This is a genomic window from Nitrospiraceae bacterium (assembly GCA_020632595.1).
GTDB lineage: Bacteria > Nitrospirota > Nitrospiria > Nitrospirales > UBA8639 > Nitrospira_E.
This window is the reverse complement of sequence record JACKFF010000001.1, coordinates 1,081,029-1,095,984: the sequence shown is the minus strand read 5'-3', so window position 1 is coordinate 1,095,984 and position 14,956 is coordinate 1,081,029. Positions and strand designations below refer to the sequence as shown.

General features: G+C 49.4%; 9 protein-coding genes. 5 read left to right on the top strand and 4 right to left on the bottom strand.

The genetic code is table 11. The annotated features are described in order from the left end of the window. The first annotated feature begins 106 nt into the window (after positions 1-106). The 3 genes from H6750_05040 (at position 107) to priA (ending at position 6,377) form a co-directional block, all read left to right on the top strand. Positions 107-2,032 carry a CHASE3 domain-containing protein gene (locus tag H6750_05040; protein ID MCB9773673.1) on the top strand — a complete coding sequence of 642 codons (1,926 nt, stop codon included), beginning with the start codon at positions 107-109 and terminating at the stop codon, positions 2,030-2,032. Positions 2,033-2,035: 3 nt separating this feature from the next. Continuing rightward, a complete protein-coding gene (locus H6750_05035) occupies positions 2,036-3,424 on the top strand; it encodes a sigma-54-dependent Fis family transcriptional regulator (GenBank protein MCB9773672.1) in 1,389 nt (462 codons plus the stop codon). Positions 3,425-4,061: 637 nt separating this feature from the next. Further along, positions 4,062-6,377 (top strand): primosomal protein N', encoded by a 2,316-nt coding sequence (gene priA, locus H6750_05030; protein MCB9773671.1) that lies wholly within the window; start codon positions 4,062-4,064, stop codon positions 6,375-6,377. A 24-nt stretch (positions 6,378-6,401) separates the two neighbouring features. On the opposite strand, the gene H6750_05025 is transcribed toward priA, so the two are convergent. Together H6750_05025 and H6750_05020 are read right to left on the bottom strand one after the other, a co-directional pair. Further along, entirely contained in the window at positions 6,402-6,842 is a 441-nt protein-coding gene (locus H6750_05025; GenBank protein MCB9773670.1) for a hypothetical protein, read from the bottom strand. A gap of 111 nt (positions 6,843-6,953) precedes the next feature. Further along, positions 6,954-7,760 carry a right-handed parallel beta-helix repeat-containing protein gene (locus H6750_05020; GenBank protein MCB9773669.1) on the bottom strand — a complete coding sequence of 269 codons (807 nt, stop codon included), beginning with the start codon at positions 7,758-7,760 and terminating at the stop codon, positions 6,954-6,956. Between the two features lie 476 nt (positions 7,761-8,236). Between H6750_05020 and H6750_05015 the strand changes: the two genes are divergently transcribed. Then, a complete protein-coding gene (locus H6750_05015; protein MCB9773668.1) occupies positions 8,237-9,778 on the top strand; it encodes a thiol oxidoreductase-like protein in 1,542 nt (513 codons plus the stop codon). A 338-nt stretch (positions 9,779-10,116) separates the two neighbouring features. Here H6750_05015 and H6750_05010 read toward each other — a convergent pair whose 3' ends face one another. Together H6750_05010 and H6750_05005 are read right to left on the bottom strand one after the other, a co-directional pair. Further along, positions 10,117-10,785 (bottom strand): hypothetical protein, encoded by a 669-nt coding sequence (locus tag H6750_05010; GenBank protein MCB9773667.1) that lies wholly within the window; start codon positions 10,783-10,785, stop codon positions 10,117-10,119. A gap of 215 nt (positions 10,786-11,000) precedes the next feature. Further along, complete coding sequence (locus tag H6750_05005; GenBank protein ID MCB9773666.1) at positions 11,001-11,297, bottom strand: DUF2294 family protein; 297 nt, start codon at positions 11,295-11,297, stop codon at positions 11,001-11,003. Positions 11,298-11,860: 563 nt separating this feature from the next. Between H6750_05005 and H6750_05000 the strand changes: the two genes are divergently transcribed. Continuing rightward, positions 11,861-14,887, top strand: a complete 3,027-nt coding sequence (locus H6750_05000) for a DUF2309 domain-containing protein (GenBank protein ID MCB9773665.1) — start codon at positions 11,861-11,863, stop codon at positions 14,885-14,887. Positions 14,888-14,956 lie beyond the last annotated feature (69 nt).

Sequence of the window (14,956 nt, the reverse complement as noted above, 5' to 3'; positions counted from 1 at the left end):
ACATAATGAGATTAGACCGGTTTTTGGGGTATAGTGGGGTGAGGGTTGGGAGGTTATATCAGGTGTCAGGCAAAGGTTTGAAGGGAAGAGTTTCGGTGAATTCGGTATGTCTCTCAATAAATTATTTTTAAATCTTCCGATTGCCAGAAAGCTTCTTTTGGTCTCCGGGGTCCCGGTGTTAGCCGTTTTGATTTTGAGCCTGGTGACCTATCGAAGCGTCCAGACTTTTTCTCTGGATGAAGATCGCCTGAATGATGTGTATCTGGTGCAAAGCGCGTCGGCTGAATATATGCGATTAGTGGTGGATCTCGAAACCGGGTTTCGAGGGTTTATTTTGACCCAAAAAGCGCCATTTTTACAGCCCTATTTAGCAGCCAGGCAACGAGTGCTGTTACTCGGGAATTCATTGAGACAGATGGTCAGGTCTGTTGAGGATCAGCGACAGGTAATTGAAACTGTTCAAGGAATGGTTGAACAATTAATGAATGACAAAGATCGGCTGATTGAACGGGTCAAAGCGGGTTTTCCGCAGGAGGCCACGGACTATGTCGAAAGTGAAAAAGGGCGTATTCTCATGCTTGCCATTCGTGAAGAAATGGCTCGGTTTGATCGGCGAGAAGTCACGCAATTGCAACACGCCCTTGGGAGTAGCGCCGCAGACCGGGCGGCTCTGATGGGGGTGGTCGTGTGGGGAGGGTCCTTGGCGTTGATTTTGTTGCTGGTGCCTCTTCATCTCATTGCGCGGTCCATTACAGGACCATTAACGACCTTGGTCAAGGCTGTGGAAAATGTTTCCGGGGGAAACATTCCGAATATTCCCGTTTTTCAGCGTGACGATGAAATTGGGGAATTGACCAAGGTCATGCAGACAATGGGCACTCAAATCCGGAATCATATCCGGCGTATTGAACAATCCGAACAGGAACTCCGGACGCTGAATCAGGACTTAACCTCTTCCGAGGCCAAATATCGAGGGATTGTGGATTATGCGCCCATAGGAATATTCACGGCAAAAAAAGATCATCTGATTTTTAGCAACCGGCAGAATTGGGTTCTGGCGGGGAGGAATCCCGATGAGGTATTAGATCCTGAACATATGTGGGAAGCGATTCATCCGGATGATCGAGAGGGGGTGCGCGAAACATTTCAAGATGCCTGCCACCAGAGTGAGCCCTTTGAGCGGGTCCTTCGCTTTCTACATCCTGACGGAGCCGTTCGGAAGGTCTTATGTCGCGCGGTTCCCATTCAAGACCACGGTGGGCAGACCATGGTGTACCAGGGATTTAATGTGGATATCACGGCTTTAGAGCATATGCGTGCACAATTGAACCGATCTGACCGATTGGCCACATTGGGGCAAATGGCCGCAGGTATTGCGCATGAGATTCGAAATCCACTTGTGGGCATTGGGTCAACCACGACGTTGTTGATGGAAGATTTTCCTGATGGGGATTCCCGCCATGAGGACCTTGTGACCATTCTCAAGGAAACCCGGCGACTGGATCGCATTGTGAACCAAATTGTAGACTTTGCGCGACCACGAGACTTGCTTCCGGTGACCTTTCAATTGCAAGATCTGGTACTGGAGTCTTTGCAGGTCCTCAATGAACCCATAAAACAAAAGGCCATTCAGATCGAATTTCATCCGCCTGCCAATCTCAATTCCATCCAAGCCGATCGGGATCAACTGAAGCAAGTGTTGCTAAATGTGATTCAAAATGCCGTTGAGGCGATGTCGGAGGGAGGGTGTCTGCGTCTGTCTGTTGAGGAGGAAACTATTGAACGAATACCGGGACTGCGTATTAAAGTCAAAGATAATGGAAAGGGAATCAGTCCAAGTGCTCTCCCTCGGATTTTTGAACCGTTTTTTACCACAGGCAAACATCGTGGCACAGGACTGGGATTGCCTATTTGTCGAAATATTATTGAAGCCCATGGTGGAGAGATTCATGCGGAAAGTCAGTCAGGTATTGGGACCACCATGACATGGTGGCTGCCTTGCGTTTGCCAACCCCAACTTCCAACGGTGTAACCCATGCGCGCGAACATTTTTATTACGGATGATGATGATGTGGTTCGCCAAGCCATCAGCCGACGAATTGCAAAACGACACCATCATGTTCGAAGCTTTGCTTCAGGGGAGGCCTTATTGGAAGCTCTTGATCACGATGTGCCAGACCTCATCCTGTTAGATTTGAAAATGGCCGGGTTAAGCGGACTGGAAACTCTTAAGCATATTCGTGCGAAATCTCAACAGTCCCTGGTCATTCTCCTCACCGCCTATGGCACGGTGGAAGATGCGGTGGAAGCCATTAAACTCGGGGCCTATGATTTTCTGATTAAAAGCGTCGATTTCTCCACTGTGGAACCTGTGATCGATCGCGCGCTTGACTATCTAACCCTTCGGCGCCGTATCGATTTTGAAACGCAGGATAGGCCAGGTCGATATGCCTTCAACAGTTTGATTGCCAATAGTCCCAGTATGAAAGAGTTGGTAGGGCAAATTCAGGAAATGGCAAAAAATTTGAAAACGACAGTTCTCCTGTTTGGAGAAACGGGAACAGGGAAAGAATTTGTCGCTCGAGTACTTCATCATAACGGCCCTAGGGACAAAGGTCCGTTTGTGGGGGTGAATTGTACCGCCATTCCTCAGGAATTATTTGAAAGTGAATTATTCGGCTATGAGCGCGGGGCTTTCACGGGAGCAAACCAGCGCAAACCCGGTCTTTGTGAACAGGCAGAGGGCGGGACGCTCTTTTTAGATGAGATTGGAGACCTCAATCCTTCCATGCAGGCGAAATTGCTTCGAGTGTTGCAGGAGCGTTCGTTTAAACGGTTGGGTGGGCAAGAGGATATTGATGTGGATTTTCGTCTGATTGCGGCCACCAATCGTGATCTGCGCAAAGATGTGGCGCAAGGCAGATTCCGGGAGGACTTGTTTTTTCGGCTGAATGTGGTGTCATTGAATCTCCCACCATTACGGAATCGAACAGAGGATATTATCCCTTTGGCTCTTGCGACGTTGATTCGACAAAGCAGCGACCTTGGCAAAGAGGTTGCGGCTATTGAGCCGGAGGCCCAACGGCTGTTGGAGCGCTATCCATATCCGGGAAATATTCGTGAACTGGAAAATATTATGGAGCGTGCGGCTATTTTTTGTCGTGGGAAAAGCTTGACGGAAGGAGATCTGCCTCGTGAAGTACATGAAGAGGCTCGTTCCTCAGTAAATGCGGTCACTCGAGGGGATCAAAAGGTGGTGCGCATGGAAATGGTTCTCGGAGAGCAATCCCTTGCGGGCATTGAAAGCGATTTGATTGAAGAAGTCATGCGGTTATCCGATTATAATAAAAGTCTCGCTGCTAAATATCTTGGCATTACTCGTTTTGCTTTGGACCGCCGTCTCAAAAAAATCCCAGAGTCTTGATCCTATGGGTTGGTGCCTGCAATAAGCGCCCAATGAAGGTGTTTGTATGTTCGTCTTCTCAGAGCATGTTGATGCCTTGGGGTGGTCCTTCAAAACTACTATAGGCCATCGTGTTCACAGAGGGAATTGTCGGGTCTTTATTGGGATTTTTTTCGACTTTTTAGTAGAACAACGATGCCAATGATTCCAATCAACAGAGCCAAGACTCCAAGTATTTCCAAGCCTCCCATTTTCCTATTCTCCTCCTCCGATTATGTGGAATCGGAGTTGATCTCTCTAGATGTGTTTTTTACGGGTAAAAGACTGTGAGCCGACCGATTCTTGCCTAACCGGCTGGATAGGATTTCAACCGGTCGTTTCTATCCTTCCTGTTTTTATCGAAATCGTCAAGGTGCCGAAACAAACAGGAATGTTTGGAACTTCAGTGATGGAACAGGGCAGCCTGTTTTTCTTCTAACTCGCATGCTACGCATTGACTATGAGGATGGGCAGGCAAGGGGGGGAATTTTTATAGACTCAGTGCTTACTTGCTCGTGGCTCCCAATATATGTGTTGATCTGAGGGCTGAGGTTGAATAGCGTTGTAGGCAGAACCACTCGCTGGTAGAATTGTGTGCTCATGAAAATCCTAATCACTCATGCTTGCTGACGTTGTCCTGCCAGCCAGGCGGTTCCAGATCTTTACCTATCAGGTCCCTCCCCATCTACTTCCCCTGTTGCATATAGGAAGTCCCGTGGTGGTGCCTTTAGGCTCTACTGTCGTCTCTGGAGTGGTCGTGACGCTCTTTGAAATGCAAAACTCTGCTTCCCTGCAAAACCAGTTCCGTCAAAAACCCTTGCGTGCCATTCTTTCGTTGGAGGCCGATGCCGGGAACCGTCCTTTGGACCACAACCTGCTTCGACTGGTTGAAAAAATTTCAGATTATTATCTGGCTCCTTTCTCCGCATGCTTGCGATTGATTGTTCCTCCACATTCGATACCCGTAATTAGGCGAATATCCTTAACGGACGACGGTCGCCAGGCCTTATCGGACCGCTCGCTGGCATCTGACGTGCAGTTGGTGCTTCGCAAGTTAGAACAGGCACCCAGGGGATTGCTCCGGTCCTCTCTTATGCGAACGATGAACAATGTTTCAGATATTTTGACTCGTGCGAAGAAGAAGGGATGGATTATTGAGCAGACGACCCTTCCTACAGGATCCAAGGATCAAAGTCCGGTCCGTGGAATCAGAGTTGGACGAAATTCGGTGCATTCAGTTCCCCGAGGGTTATTTGATTCTCCAGAAGAATCAAGAGAACTCCCGGAGTCTGTTCAACGAGCGGCTTTCAACTTTAGAGGCAACGAGACATGGAAACTTTTTTTCACTGCAGTCCAAGCCGGCGGTTTTCAGGAGTTGCCTGTTGTGGGACCGGAATCGGTTCAAATGGATCTGTTATTCAAGATGATTGAGACCATTCTAGAAAAAGGCCGCCGCGTCGTCATCCTTGCTCCAGAAGTGCAGCAAGCAGAAATCCTTGGTAAAAAGGTGCGACTTCTCGGCAATATTCAGGTTGAGGTCTATCATGGCCATCTTTCGACAATGGTTCGTGCTGCTCGATGGGAACGAATTCGAAAGGGCGACGTGCAAGTCGTGGTGGGAACTCGATCAGCACTATTTCTGCCGGTTCCCAATTTGGGGCTCGTTTGGATCAATCAGGAGGAGGATCCGTCCTACAAAGATGAACACCTTCCGTATTTTCACGCTCGGGAAGTCGCGCGAATGCGGGGAGAATGTGACCAGGCTCTCGTAGTATATGGTTCGACATCGCCTTCCTTGGAACTCTATGGACGTTTTACAGAGCAGATTCGTCAGGCATTGGAACACCCGTCACAGCGGATTCTTCATGTGAGTACTGTCGATTTACGAACCTTACCGTATGAGACCATCCTGTCGCCGGCCTTAATCGCCAGAATCATGCGGTCATTGGAAGAGGGGGATCAAGTAATTTTACTTCTCAATCGTAAAGGGTTTTCCGGTGCCCTGGTGTGCCGGGATTGTGGAAAGGCTCCGAGCTGTCCCAACTGTGGAGTTCCATTGAAACTCTATCAGCAACCTTCCCGTCTGGTGTGCACCTACTGTGAGGGAATTCAACCAACCCCTGAAACTTGTCCCACGTGTCAAGGCAGGGTGTTTCGATTCTCCGGCACGGGAACTCAGCGACTGGAAGAAGAGGTGAGCCGTCTTTTTCCGGCGGTCACGGTGGCTCGGTTCGATCGGGAGAATGTGAAAACCCCCGAAGCGGCTGATACGATGTTACGCCAATTCCGGCACAAAGACATTGGGGTAATGATTGGGACGGAATTTTTAGTCCATCAATCAGATCCACCTACGGCTCCGGTCATTGGGTTTCCTCAGGCTGATCTTGGGCTCCATATTCCTGAATTCCGATCAGCCGAACGAACGTTTCAGATGTTGTCGAGGGCTTTCAGATTGGCCCGTAATGGGCAAGAGCCCGGGGAAGTGATTCTCCAAACGCGAATTCCTGATCATCATGTACTCACAGCCATTGGGCACCAGTGTCCCCGAATGTTTTATGACCAGGAACTGGAGTTGCGTGACCTCTTAGGATACCCCCCGACTACCCACGTAATATTGTTGGTTGTGACGGGGGAGCAGGCGCCACGCGTGCAAAAAGTCGTAGACTTTCTCCATCAACGATTGAAAAAGTTTGAAGGGAGAAGACCTCCCGGTCTAGCTGGAAAAGGGGGCATGGGAACCCCAATGGTCCTGGGTCCGATGGCATCCCAAAAACCAGGGCGGACCAAGAAAAATCGTGTAATTTTTTTGATGAAAACGTCTGAGTTATCAGAAGCACAACGAGGCCTTCGAAGCCTTCAGCGGGAATATGAAGCAGAATTTCGGAAAGATCCTGTCGTCGTTGAATTTCATGTGGACCCCATGGACATTCAATAGCAGGGGTTTGGCCTTATCACGGGATTAGCCTGATCGCCTTCTTGCCTGTTTCTTCTGGTTTTTTGTTTTGGGAAGGGTGGTTGAAGGGGAGGTCGGCGTGCTCTTCTCTCGAGTGCGTTTGAAAATTCCATAAGCAAAGGTCATCCAGAACACGCCGGAAAACAGCCCAAACAACACGGCGGTGAAAATCCGTTCCAATTCTTCTAATGGAGGTTCTGGTCCCAGCTTTTGAATGTCGGCCATTTGCATGATGGGCCACGCGAAACTTTCCACTCCTAAGAGGAATGTGGAAGTCGCCCAGATCGATCCAATAGACGGACTTTTCCAGGCCAACAGGATGGCCAGCCCGAGGGCCAGAGCCATTCCCATAGGTACCGGTAAGGCTCCCACTAATAACCAGAGTCCCACCGTCACGGTGAGGCTACCCAGCACAGCGTTCAGTTGATGCCACAAATAATCATTCATCTCGAATCGTCCTGGACAGTCCTGTCAACGTTGCCCACCTTATCATAGACCCTCGTTCCCCGGCATCCTGTATGGTCTTGGTGAATGATCAGCCGCGCGGCGATTTGATCTCTAGCGACCAATATCAGCCAAAGGTTCTGTGGTGAGGGTATAGGCTCCGCGAGGGTTATGTGCCAAATGATTTGACTGGGGGAGGTCTTCAGATTTTGGGGTGGTTTCACAATCCGGAGTGAGCACAATTCCCCAATGCGAATTTTCTTCACAAGTATTTTCGAGGATAAGCGCCTTGGCGAGGTGAAAGAGGAGAATGCCGCTTAGCATATTTTCCCGACAGATGTTTTTAATCATGTCGGGTCGAGTGCCCTCGTCCCGTGCAGCCATTCCAAAATGATGATTCCCAAAACACGTATTTTCACGCAGGTACGGTTGAGCTCCGGCAAACGAAAAAATACCGGACTCCCGATTATGAGAAATCTCGTTGTCGAGCAAGGTCGGGCGGCAATCCGGTCCATAAATAACGACTCCGGATAAAATCCCTTCCGTGGCCCTGCAGTGAGATATGGTGCACACCGAATCTAAAATATTCAGGGCGGAATGTTGGTCGCTGCCCACATAACGAAACGTGATACCACTGATGTGTCCGCCGGAAACTCGCTGAAGATAGCAAGGACCGCTCCGCCGATTGAATATTGTGACCTGGTCCCGTCCGGCGCCGACCAAATGGATGGTTCGCTCAGTCAGTACCAACCGATCTTCATAAACCCCCGGTCGAATGAATATTTGATCATCTTGTTGCGCGTGAGCGAGAGCTTCGCTGGGTAGGGTGAAGCAACCTGGGTGCTCCGCGTCCACAATTAACGTTTTTCCCCCGAAAGGATTGTGTGGCGGTTCGTGAAGGGGTGAGTGTTCAGCGGGCAAGGCCATCTCCTCTCTCAAAATGGTTCTGGCAAACGGGGTGCCTGAAATCTACTGTGACCCCAAATGTAAGGAACGTTCATCAAACAGACGAATACAAACCGAAGGGTGAACCATACAGAATCTCTTGGAATGACATTTCACAATCCTAAGTTTAATACATCCTGGAGGAAAAAAAGGCCTGTATTTTTGCCATTCCATATCCTGGTATTGAACTTGCCTAAGGCTCTTCTCTTTGTACATAAAATAAATACAAAAGTCTTTTTTGTCTAAATTTATTTTTTAATGATCGAAAAAATTTTTCACATTAAGAGAGAGATCCGTCCTTCCCCCCATTAATTTCAGCTGGTTTTTTCCGAGAAGTCTGACTCCCCCTCATTCATTTCAACCGTTTCACCCTCAGGTAAGGGAGGTCTGTCATGCAAGAGTATGAGCGAAGAGGTTTGCCACTGTTCTTTTTGTTTCTAGTGCTGAGCACGATGTCGTTTATAACGGGTCTACCTGGAGCGCAGGCACAGGAAACGGATATTACGCAAAGCCCGAATAATGAACAAGCAGGAATTCAGAAAACGTTAGAGCAGCAAATTGGGGCGGGCAGGGGAGATATCAACACTCCCGATTCCTCGCTCTATATTATTAATCGGGATCCGTTTCGTTCTATCCGGCGTGGTCGAAGCATTTTCCAGCGAAAGTTTACAGTCGAACAGGGTTTTGGTCCGCGGACGGGGGATGGCCATGGGGATATTGCGGCTGAGGGGTCGATCGGTGCCGGGCTTGTCGATAGTTGTGCGGGTTGCCATGGACGACCACGTGGAGCTGCGGGGTTTGGTGGAGACGTGTTTACCCGACCAGATAGCCGGGATGCCCCGCATTTGTTCGGATTAGGGATTATTGAGATGCTTGCCGATGAAATTACTCAGGATCTACGGCAAGCCCGGGACCGGGCCATTGTCCAAGCCAAGCAAAGAGGGCGATCCGTAGAGGTGTCGTTAAAGAGCAAAGACATTTCCTATGGAACCATTAGAGTGAATCCTGACGGTTCGATGGATCCATCACGATTAGAAGGCGTCGATTCGGATCTCCGGGTACGACCGTTTTTTCACCATGGCGGAACCATATCCATCAGGGAATTTGTGGTAGGTGCGTTGAATGCAGAAATGGGCCTTGAAGCCTTTGATCCTGATCTTGCGAAAGCTGTTGGCGGTGAGGAGGTGGTGACGCCAGCGGGAATGGTGTTAAATGGAAAGATTGATAAAATCGAAGCGCCACCGGCTTCCAGCGTAAGTGATGATCCTGATCGAGATGGGGTTGCCAATGAAATTCCCGTGAGTCTGGTGGACCACCTCGAGTTCTATTTGTTGAATTATTTTAAACCTGCCATTGGGCGCCAGACGCATGATTCCGAAAAAGGTGAAAAGATCTTCAAGGACATTCAATGCACCGGCTGTCATATCCAAAATTTGGTCATTGAGAAAGATCGGCGGGTGGCTGATGTGGAAACTTCGTTTAACGAACAGAAAGGGATATTTAATGACCTGTTCGCCGTAGCGACTCCCCTGTTCCAAGAAGTCCCGGCATCGGGTTCGCCTTCGGTGAAAAAGCCAAATGGACAGCGCTTTGTCGTCAAGAATATCTATGCGGATTTCAAACGACATGACTTGGGCTCAACCTATTGGGAACGCAACTTTGATGGCACGTTGACCAAGGAGTTTATGACCGAACCACTATGGGGAGTGGGCACAACTGCTCCTTACGGGCATGATGGGCGGAGTATCGATCTATGGTCGGTCATCATGCGGCACGGCGGTGAAGCGAAGGAGGCGCGAGATCGGTTTGCCCGGTTACCGGATGTAAAGCAAGGGCAGGTTATTGATTTTCTACAGACCCTGGTTTTGTTTCCGCCGGACGATACAGCTTCCAATTTGAATCCGGGTGATCCCCAGGCCCCGAATTTCCCCCAATACGGCCATGGCAATATTAAGTTGCCTGCGTTATTTAATAATCCCGGAGATTTGGAATAAAAGGGGTTTTTCGCTCTTATCTGTCTCATGGAATCATGCCCGTGGGCCATTAGCTCACGGGCGTGAACCTTCTCTTGCAATGGGAGATGTTCCCCATTGCCTTTCTCGCTTTTGTGCCGTGAAACATGCAGGAGGAGGAACAAACCACATGGTTTTCAATTTCCTTGCTTCTCACTCCCTTTGGTTTTTGCCTCATCACTCATTGTTACGCGTTCCAAAACGATGTTGAGGGACTCTTTTGAGCTCTATCGCCCGGCAACAATCGCAAGTGGCATAGGGAATCGGGAGGTGACTTTGCTTGTCAACAAGAATGTTGTGAGGTATGGCAGGTGAGTGAGTTAATTGTTCTCAAATGCTTGACGCGTTGCGAAGACCTCGCCTGGATGGATCAGGAGCAGGCAATCGCCATCAACTGGATCCTTGTGAAATAGCGCGAAGGTGAGGCAGAGCTGAGGGGTGGGTTCGGGAGGAAATTGTAATAAGAGAGGAACATCCACCAGCGGAGTTGGTGTTTTCAGGATGGCTAACCTGAGGCGAACAGCCACCAGTGTATCGCGTAGACGGGCTTGTATAAGTTCTTCGGTATAATCCTGAGAAGGAGTGATGTATTGATCCCAGAGCGGGTTGGTCATGCCCACGCAGAAATCCAGCCCCACGCTTTGTGCGATTGGTGTGACATCTTTGAGTATTCCGGATTCAATGGCTTCTTTTCGGGATCGGATCGGGAGTGACTCAAATTCAGCAGGAATATCACCGGAACTGATTGAAAGACCTGATTGGGACGGTTCAGAAAAACCTGAAGGCAGAAGATCGGACTTTTCCGGAGGCTGGATGTCTTCTTTTTCTGAAGAAGACAGATTGTTCAAAGGTGTTTTCCCTAATGCTTGAATCAGTCCTTCATAGATAGCTTTGGCAGAATCCGTCCACGAATCATTCATGGGCAATCCCCGAAAGGCCGCCTCAGAAGCTTTTTTCTCATCATGGGTTAAAACACGTTGTGCTTTCATACATTCAAAGATAAGGCAAATCCCATGGAAGTCAAGAGTCAAATTTTGTTGTCCATCCAAAAAGCCAGGAAATGGAGAATAAATAACATAGAAAGCCACTACATGAGAATTCTCAGACTGTCTAACAGACCCATTATTTGCAGGGTATCTTTGAGGTGGTTGAAGTCTCAAATAGAGAGAGGCTGTTTACAGGAATGTCGGTTCCAAATTAGGATCTAAAGCCAGGACGATGATGCGTTCTTCGATCCGGGTATCGATATCCGTAAACAGGGCAGTCGTTTCCGTACCGGGGAGTCCCAGGAATTCACGCCACGGTTGTTCTCCTCCTTGGGAGATGAGATTTTGACGCTTTGCTTGATCATTCCAATGCCTTCTTCACACTTAGTCAGTTGGCGCTCGGCTCGCGTAAGAACACCTTTGAGCCGAATGAGGATGGTGGGACGTAGAAATGCTGGCTCGTACACCGGTTGGGCCGCGGCCCATGGATTCCTGTTCAAATTTATTGATGGCATTCGGGATCGCCGATACCATTGCACCTCGTGTGAAAAGGGGGCATAGGGTCATGCTTTCCGGCAAGACGGGTCTTGCCTCTTCCCAATCTATCAATCACCATCCCGTAGGGAAGAATCTCAGGAACTTGAGGAGCAACCTATCCCCCTGATATAAGCGTATTATTCATGTGAGGGCAAGAAGAGAATAGACTTCTCCTCGGATGCCTGAAAAGGGTGGCGTCCGTGCTGGTTTTGCCCTTGACCGTAGAACGGGTTTGTCGGATCGCAAGCATCATTCAGCGTGTCCAGCGTGGGATTGAAGTACGCGATAGAATAAGCCAACCGAGGGATCTCCTCAAACTAAAAAGAGGAGACGCCCATCGGTTGGCTTTTTTATTTATATAACGTGTATTGGCACGCTGCTAAATGGACTTCAATCTAATGAGATGGGTACATAACCTTGTCAGGCTTTCCCCTCTGTCATTTCACCCTGGTTCCCGTTATTTTACCCAGTTAGAGTATAACGGATTTCTTTAAACATTGATTGGACGCTATGAGTGCTCAAAAAAAAGAAAAAAGAGGCAATGAACAGGCTTGAGCAAGATTGTTCAAAGGTGACGAGTTGGAAATGGTTGCGGGAAATCGTTGATGAGGCGTGTCAGCCCATCGGGCCATATTGGCCGATGAAAACCTTTGCCTATTACAATCCCATTCGGGACCTCGAGCATTTACCCTTTGCCCGTGCGATTGAAGAAGCGAATGGGTTGCTGGGCGCCCAGGGATTTCTGCCTGTTGAAGAGTATCGCCAATTCTTTTTCCAAGGTCGGATTACTCTGTCGGCTCTTGAACGGGCAATTCGGCGGGTGGGGCCCCCATTACCTGCAAAGGCTATCATTCAAGTTGGAGCACGCACACTACATGTCCAGGATGTCTGGCGCATTCATGCCGCATACGGGATTGAAATCTTGCCTGCTATGCTGATGACGTGGACCCTGGAAATGGAGGGTCTGACCACACGATTTCGATCCGATCTCCCGGAGGCTTCTCGATCCTCCATTATTGATCGAACGATTCGGGAGTGCGAGAAGTGCCGCCATGATCCGGAATCCGCCTATCTGCATAATCTCTGGAAAAGTTCGTTGGCCGTGTGCCACTTGTCTGACCCTTTGTCAGGTCTGACTTCTTTCCATGCACCCGATCCCAGTGGGAGCGCAAATGCATCAGGACAAAAGGATGCATTCGTCCCGGTTGATTTACCTAGAGACAGAACGCTGGGTGATTGGTTGGACCGTGAGACTGGTAGCGTGCTGATTGAGACTATCAATACGCACATGATCAAATGGACGGGGGCATATGTCGACGAAGGTGTTGCGGGATGGAGTATGCCTTCCAGAGACAAAGGGTTCTATGCTGCGTGGCGAGAATTAGCCGAAGGGGATCTCTCAAGCAGATTCCTCGGGATTCCAGATCTTCGACAAAAATTCGGCGAATTGTCCGATTCACCGGAGCAAATGTTGAGCAAACATCTGGAAGAACTCAAAATCCCAAAGGAACGCTGGCAAAACTATCTCTCACGGCATCTGGCTCAATTGCCAGGTTGGGCAGGATTTATCCGATGGCGTAGTGACCACACCGGGTATCCTGCTCAACAACACTATCCCATTGATCCACTGCAATATCTGGCCGTTCGCCTTTTTTATGAATCTGGAATGGTAGAGGGCCTTTGCCAACGGGAATGGGGCATCAAGGGGACCTTGCCTGCACTCCTCGCTTATTGGAACGAACAACGTGAGCGTGAACAGGTGTTGAACTCTCCTTTTTCTCATGCCACCGGCCCTAATAATCATGCGGTATGTCACCAAGCCTGGCGACTTTTTCACCTGGCTCAGTTTTTTGAATTGACTCCAATTGAGGTCCATGACTTGTCTTACGCCGACATGTCAACCTTACTGGAGTGGCTGGATCTCTTTCCCCAATCTGCACATGGACCGGTATGGCTTGAAGCCTATGAGGACGTCTATCGGGAGTGTTTGCTGCGAAACATCAGCGGACATCAAGGGGTGACACCCGTTAGGAATGAGCGGCCTCGGGCACAAGGGATTTTTTGTATCGATGCTCGCTCGGAGTCGTTTCGGCGTCATCTTGAAGCTCAGGGGTTGTATGAAACATTCGGGTATGCGGGATTTTTTGGCGTGCCCATGAGTCATGTGGCATTTGATAGTCACGACCACTTGGCTTTGTGTCCGATTTTGTTGACACCACATGCGGAAGTGACCGAAGTGCCGCGAGTCGGGCAGAATGATCGGGTGAAGGACTATCTCTCGGGAACCAGGTGGCATCAACTCAGTCATCATCTCTTCCATGATCTGAAGCACAATCCATTGGCTTCTTTTGTGATGATTGATGTGCTAGGGATGTTTTTCAGCGTCGGGTTGGTAGGAAAAACGCTATTTCGAACATCCTTTGGTGCCGTCAAGCAGTCGTTGCAGCAGTGGTTGGGGGGCACTGTAGCTACGCAAATTCCCGTTGAAACTCCACATGAAAACGAGCAGGGAAATCCACGGTTGGGCCCACTGGCACTCGGTTTTACCCCATTGGAGCAAGCGGCCTTTGTGGAGGGGGGATTGCGAGTGATCGGCCTCACGAAAAACTTTGGCCGGTTTGTAATGATCTGCGGTCATGGAAGCCAGTCCGAAAACAATCCTTATTATGCGGCGCTGGATTGTGGTGCATGTGGAGGTAGTCATGGTGACCCGAATGCTCGTGTCTTTGCAGCCATGGCCAATAATCCAGAGGTTCGGAAAATTCTGAGCGATCATGGCCTGGTCATCCCAGAGGACACCTGGTTTCTTCCCGCCAAACACAACACGACCACAGATCGAGTGACGATGTATGACCTGGTCGATCTTCCTGCTACCCATGTAGAGGATTTAGCACTGTTGGTGAGGGACTTGGAGCAGGCTGGCACACATCAGGCATTGGAACGATGCCAGCGCATTCCAGGCGCTCCCACTGCCATATCTCCCCGTGACGCGTTCAAACATGTCAGGCAGCGGAGCATGGATTGGGCAAATTCGCGTCCTGAATGGGGGTTGTCAGGGAATGCCGCATTTTTGATTGGAAGGCGGGCACTTACCAAAGGTCTGGATTTGGAGGGGAGAGTCTTTTTGCATTCATACGACCCTCTCCCTGATCCTGATGGGAGTCTTCTTGAAAAAATCATGACCGCACCACTCATCGTGGGCGAATTGATTAACTTAACGTATTACTTTTCGTCGGTGGATCCTTGGGCCTATGGGGGTGGTAGCAAGGTCATTCACAATATCGTTGCCGGAGTTGGTGTGATGTTAGGGAGCCAAAGTGACCTGCAAAAAGGCCTTCCCCTCCAATCGGTAAACGATGGGGCGCGGCACTACCATGAGCCCATGCGCTTACTGGCTATCATTGAAGCGCCTACGGATCGAATACGGTCGATCATTCTGAAGCACGCTTTGCTTCAGCATGTTTTCCATAACCAATGGATGCATGTCATCGCGTTTGATCCGGACTCCAAAAGCTTTTCACGGTATCTCTCTGACGTAACCTGGGAACCGGTCAGGATGAACATATGATTTCACGATAAGAATGAACGACTTTTTGACTTCTGCCGGGCTTTGCATTCATGATCGAATCCCCTATCA

What these genes read in the sequence shown, in the direction of transcription:
- H6750_05015 (MCB9773668.1), top strand. Translation starts at nt 8,237, where the DNA reads ATGTCGTTTATAACGGGTCTACCTGGAGCGCAGGCACAGGAAACGGAT.
- H6750_05005 (MCB9773666.1), bottom strand. Translation starts at nt 11,297, where the DNA reads ATGCCATCAATAAATTTGAACAGGAATCCATGGGCCGCGGCCCAACCG.
- H6750_05010 (MCB9773667.1), bottom strand. Translation starts at nt 10,785, where the DNA reads ATGAAAGCACAACGTGTTTTAACCCATGATGAGAAAAAAGCTTCTGAG.
- priA (MCB9773671.1), top strand. Translation starts at nt 4,062, where the DNA reads ATGCTTGCTGACGTTGTCCTGCCAGCCAGGCGGTTCCAGATCTTTACC.
- H6750_05000 (MCB9773665.1), top strand. Translation starts at nt 11,861, where the DNA reads ATGAACAGGCTTGAGCAAGATTGTTCAAAGGTGACGAGTTGGAAATGG.
- H6750_05025 (MCB9773670.1), bottom strand. Translation starts at nt 6,842, where the DNA reads ATGAATGATTATTTGTGGCATCAACTGAACGCTGTGCTGGGTAGCCTC.
- H6750_05040 (MCB9773673.1), top strand. Translation starts at nt 107, where the DNA reads ATGTCTCTCAATAAATTATTTTTAAATCTTCCGATTGCCAGAAAGCTT.
- H6750_05035 (MCB9773672.1), top strand. Translation starts at nt 2,036, where the DNA reads ATGCGCGCGAACATTTTTATTACGGATGATGATGATGTGGTTCGCCAA.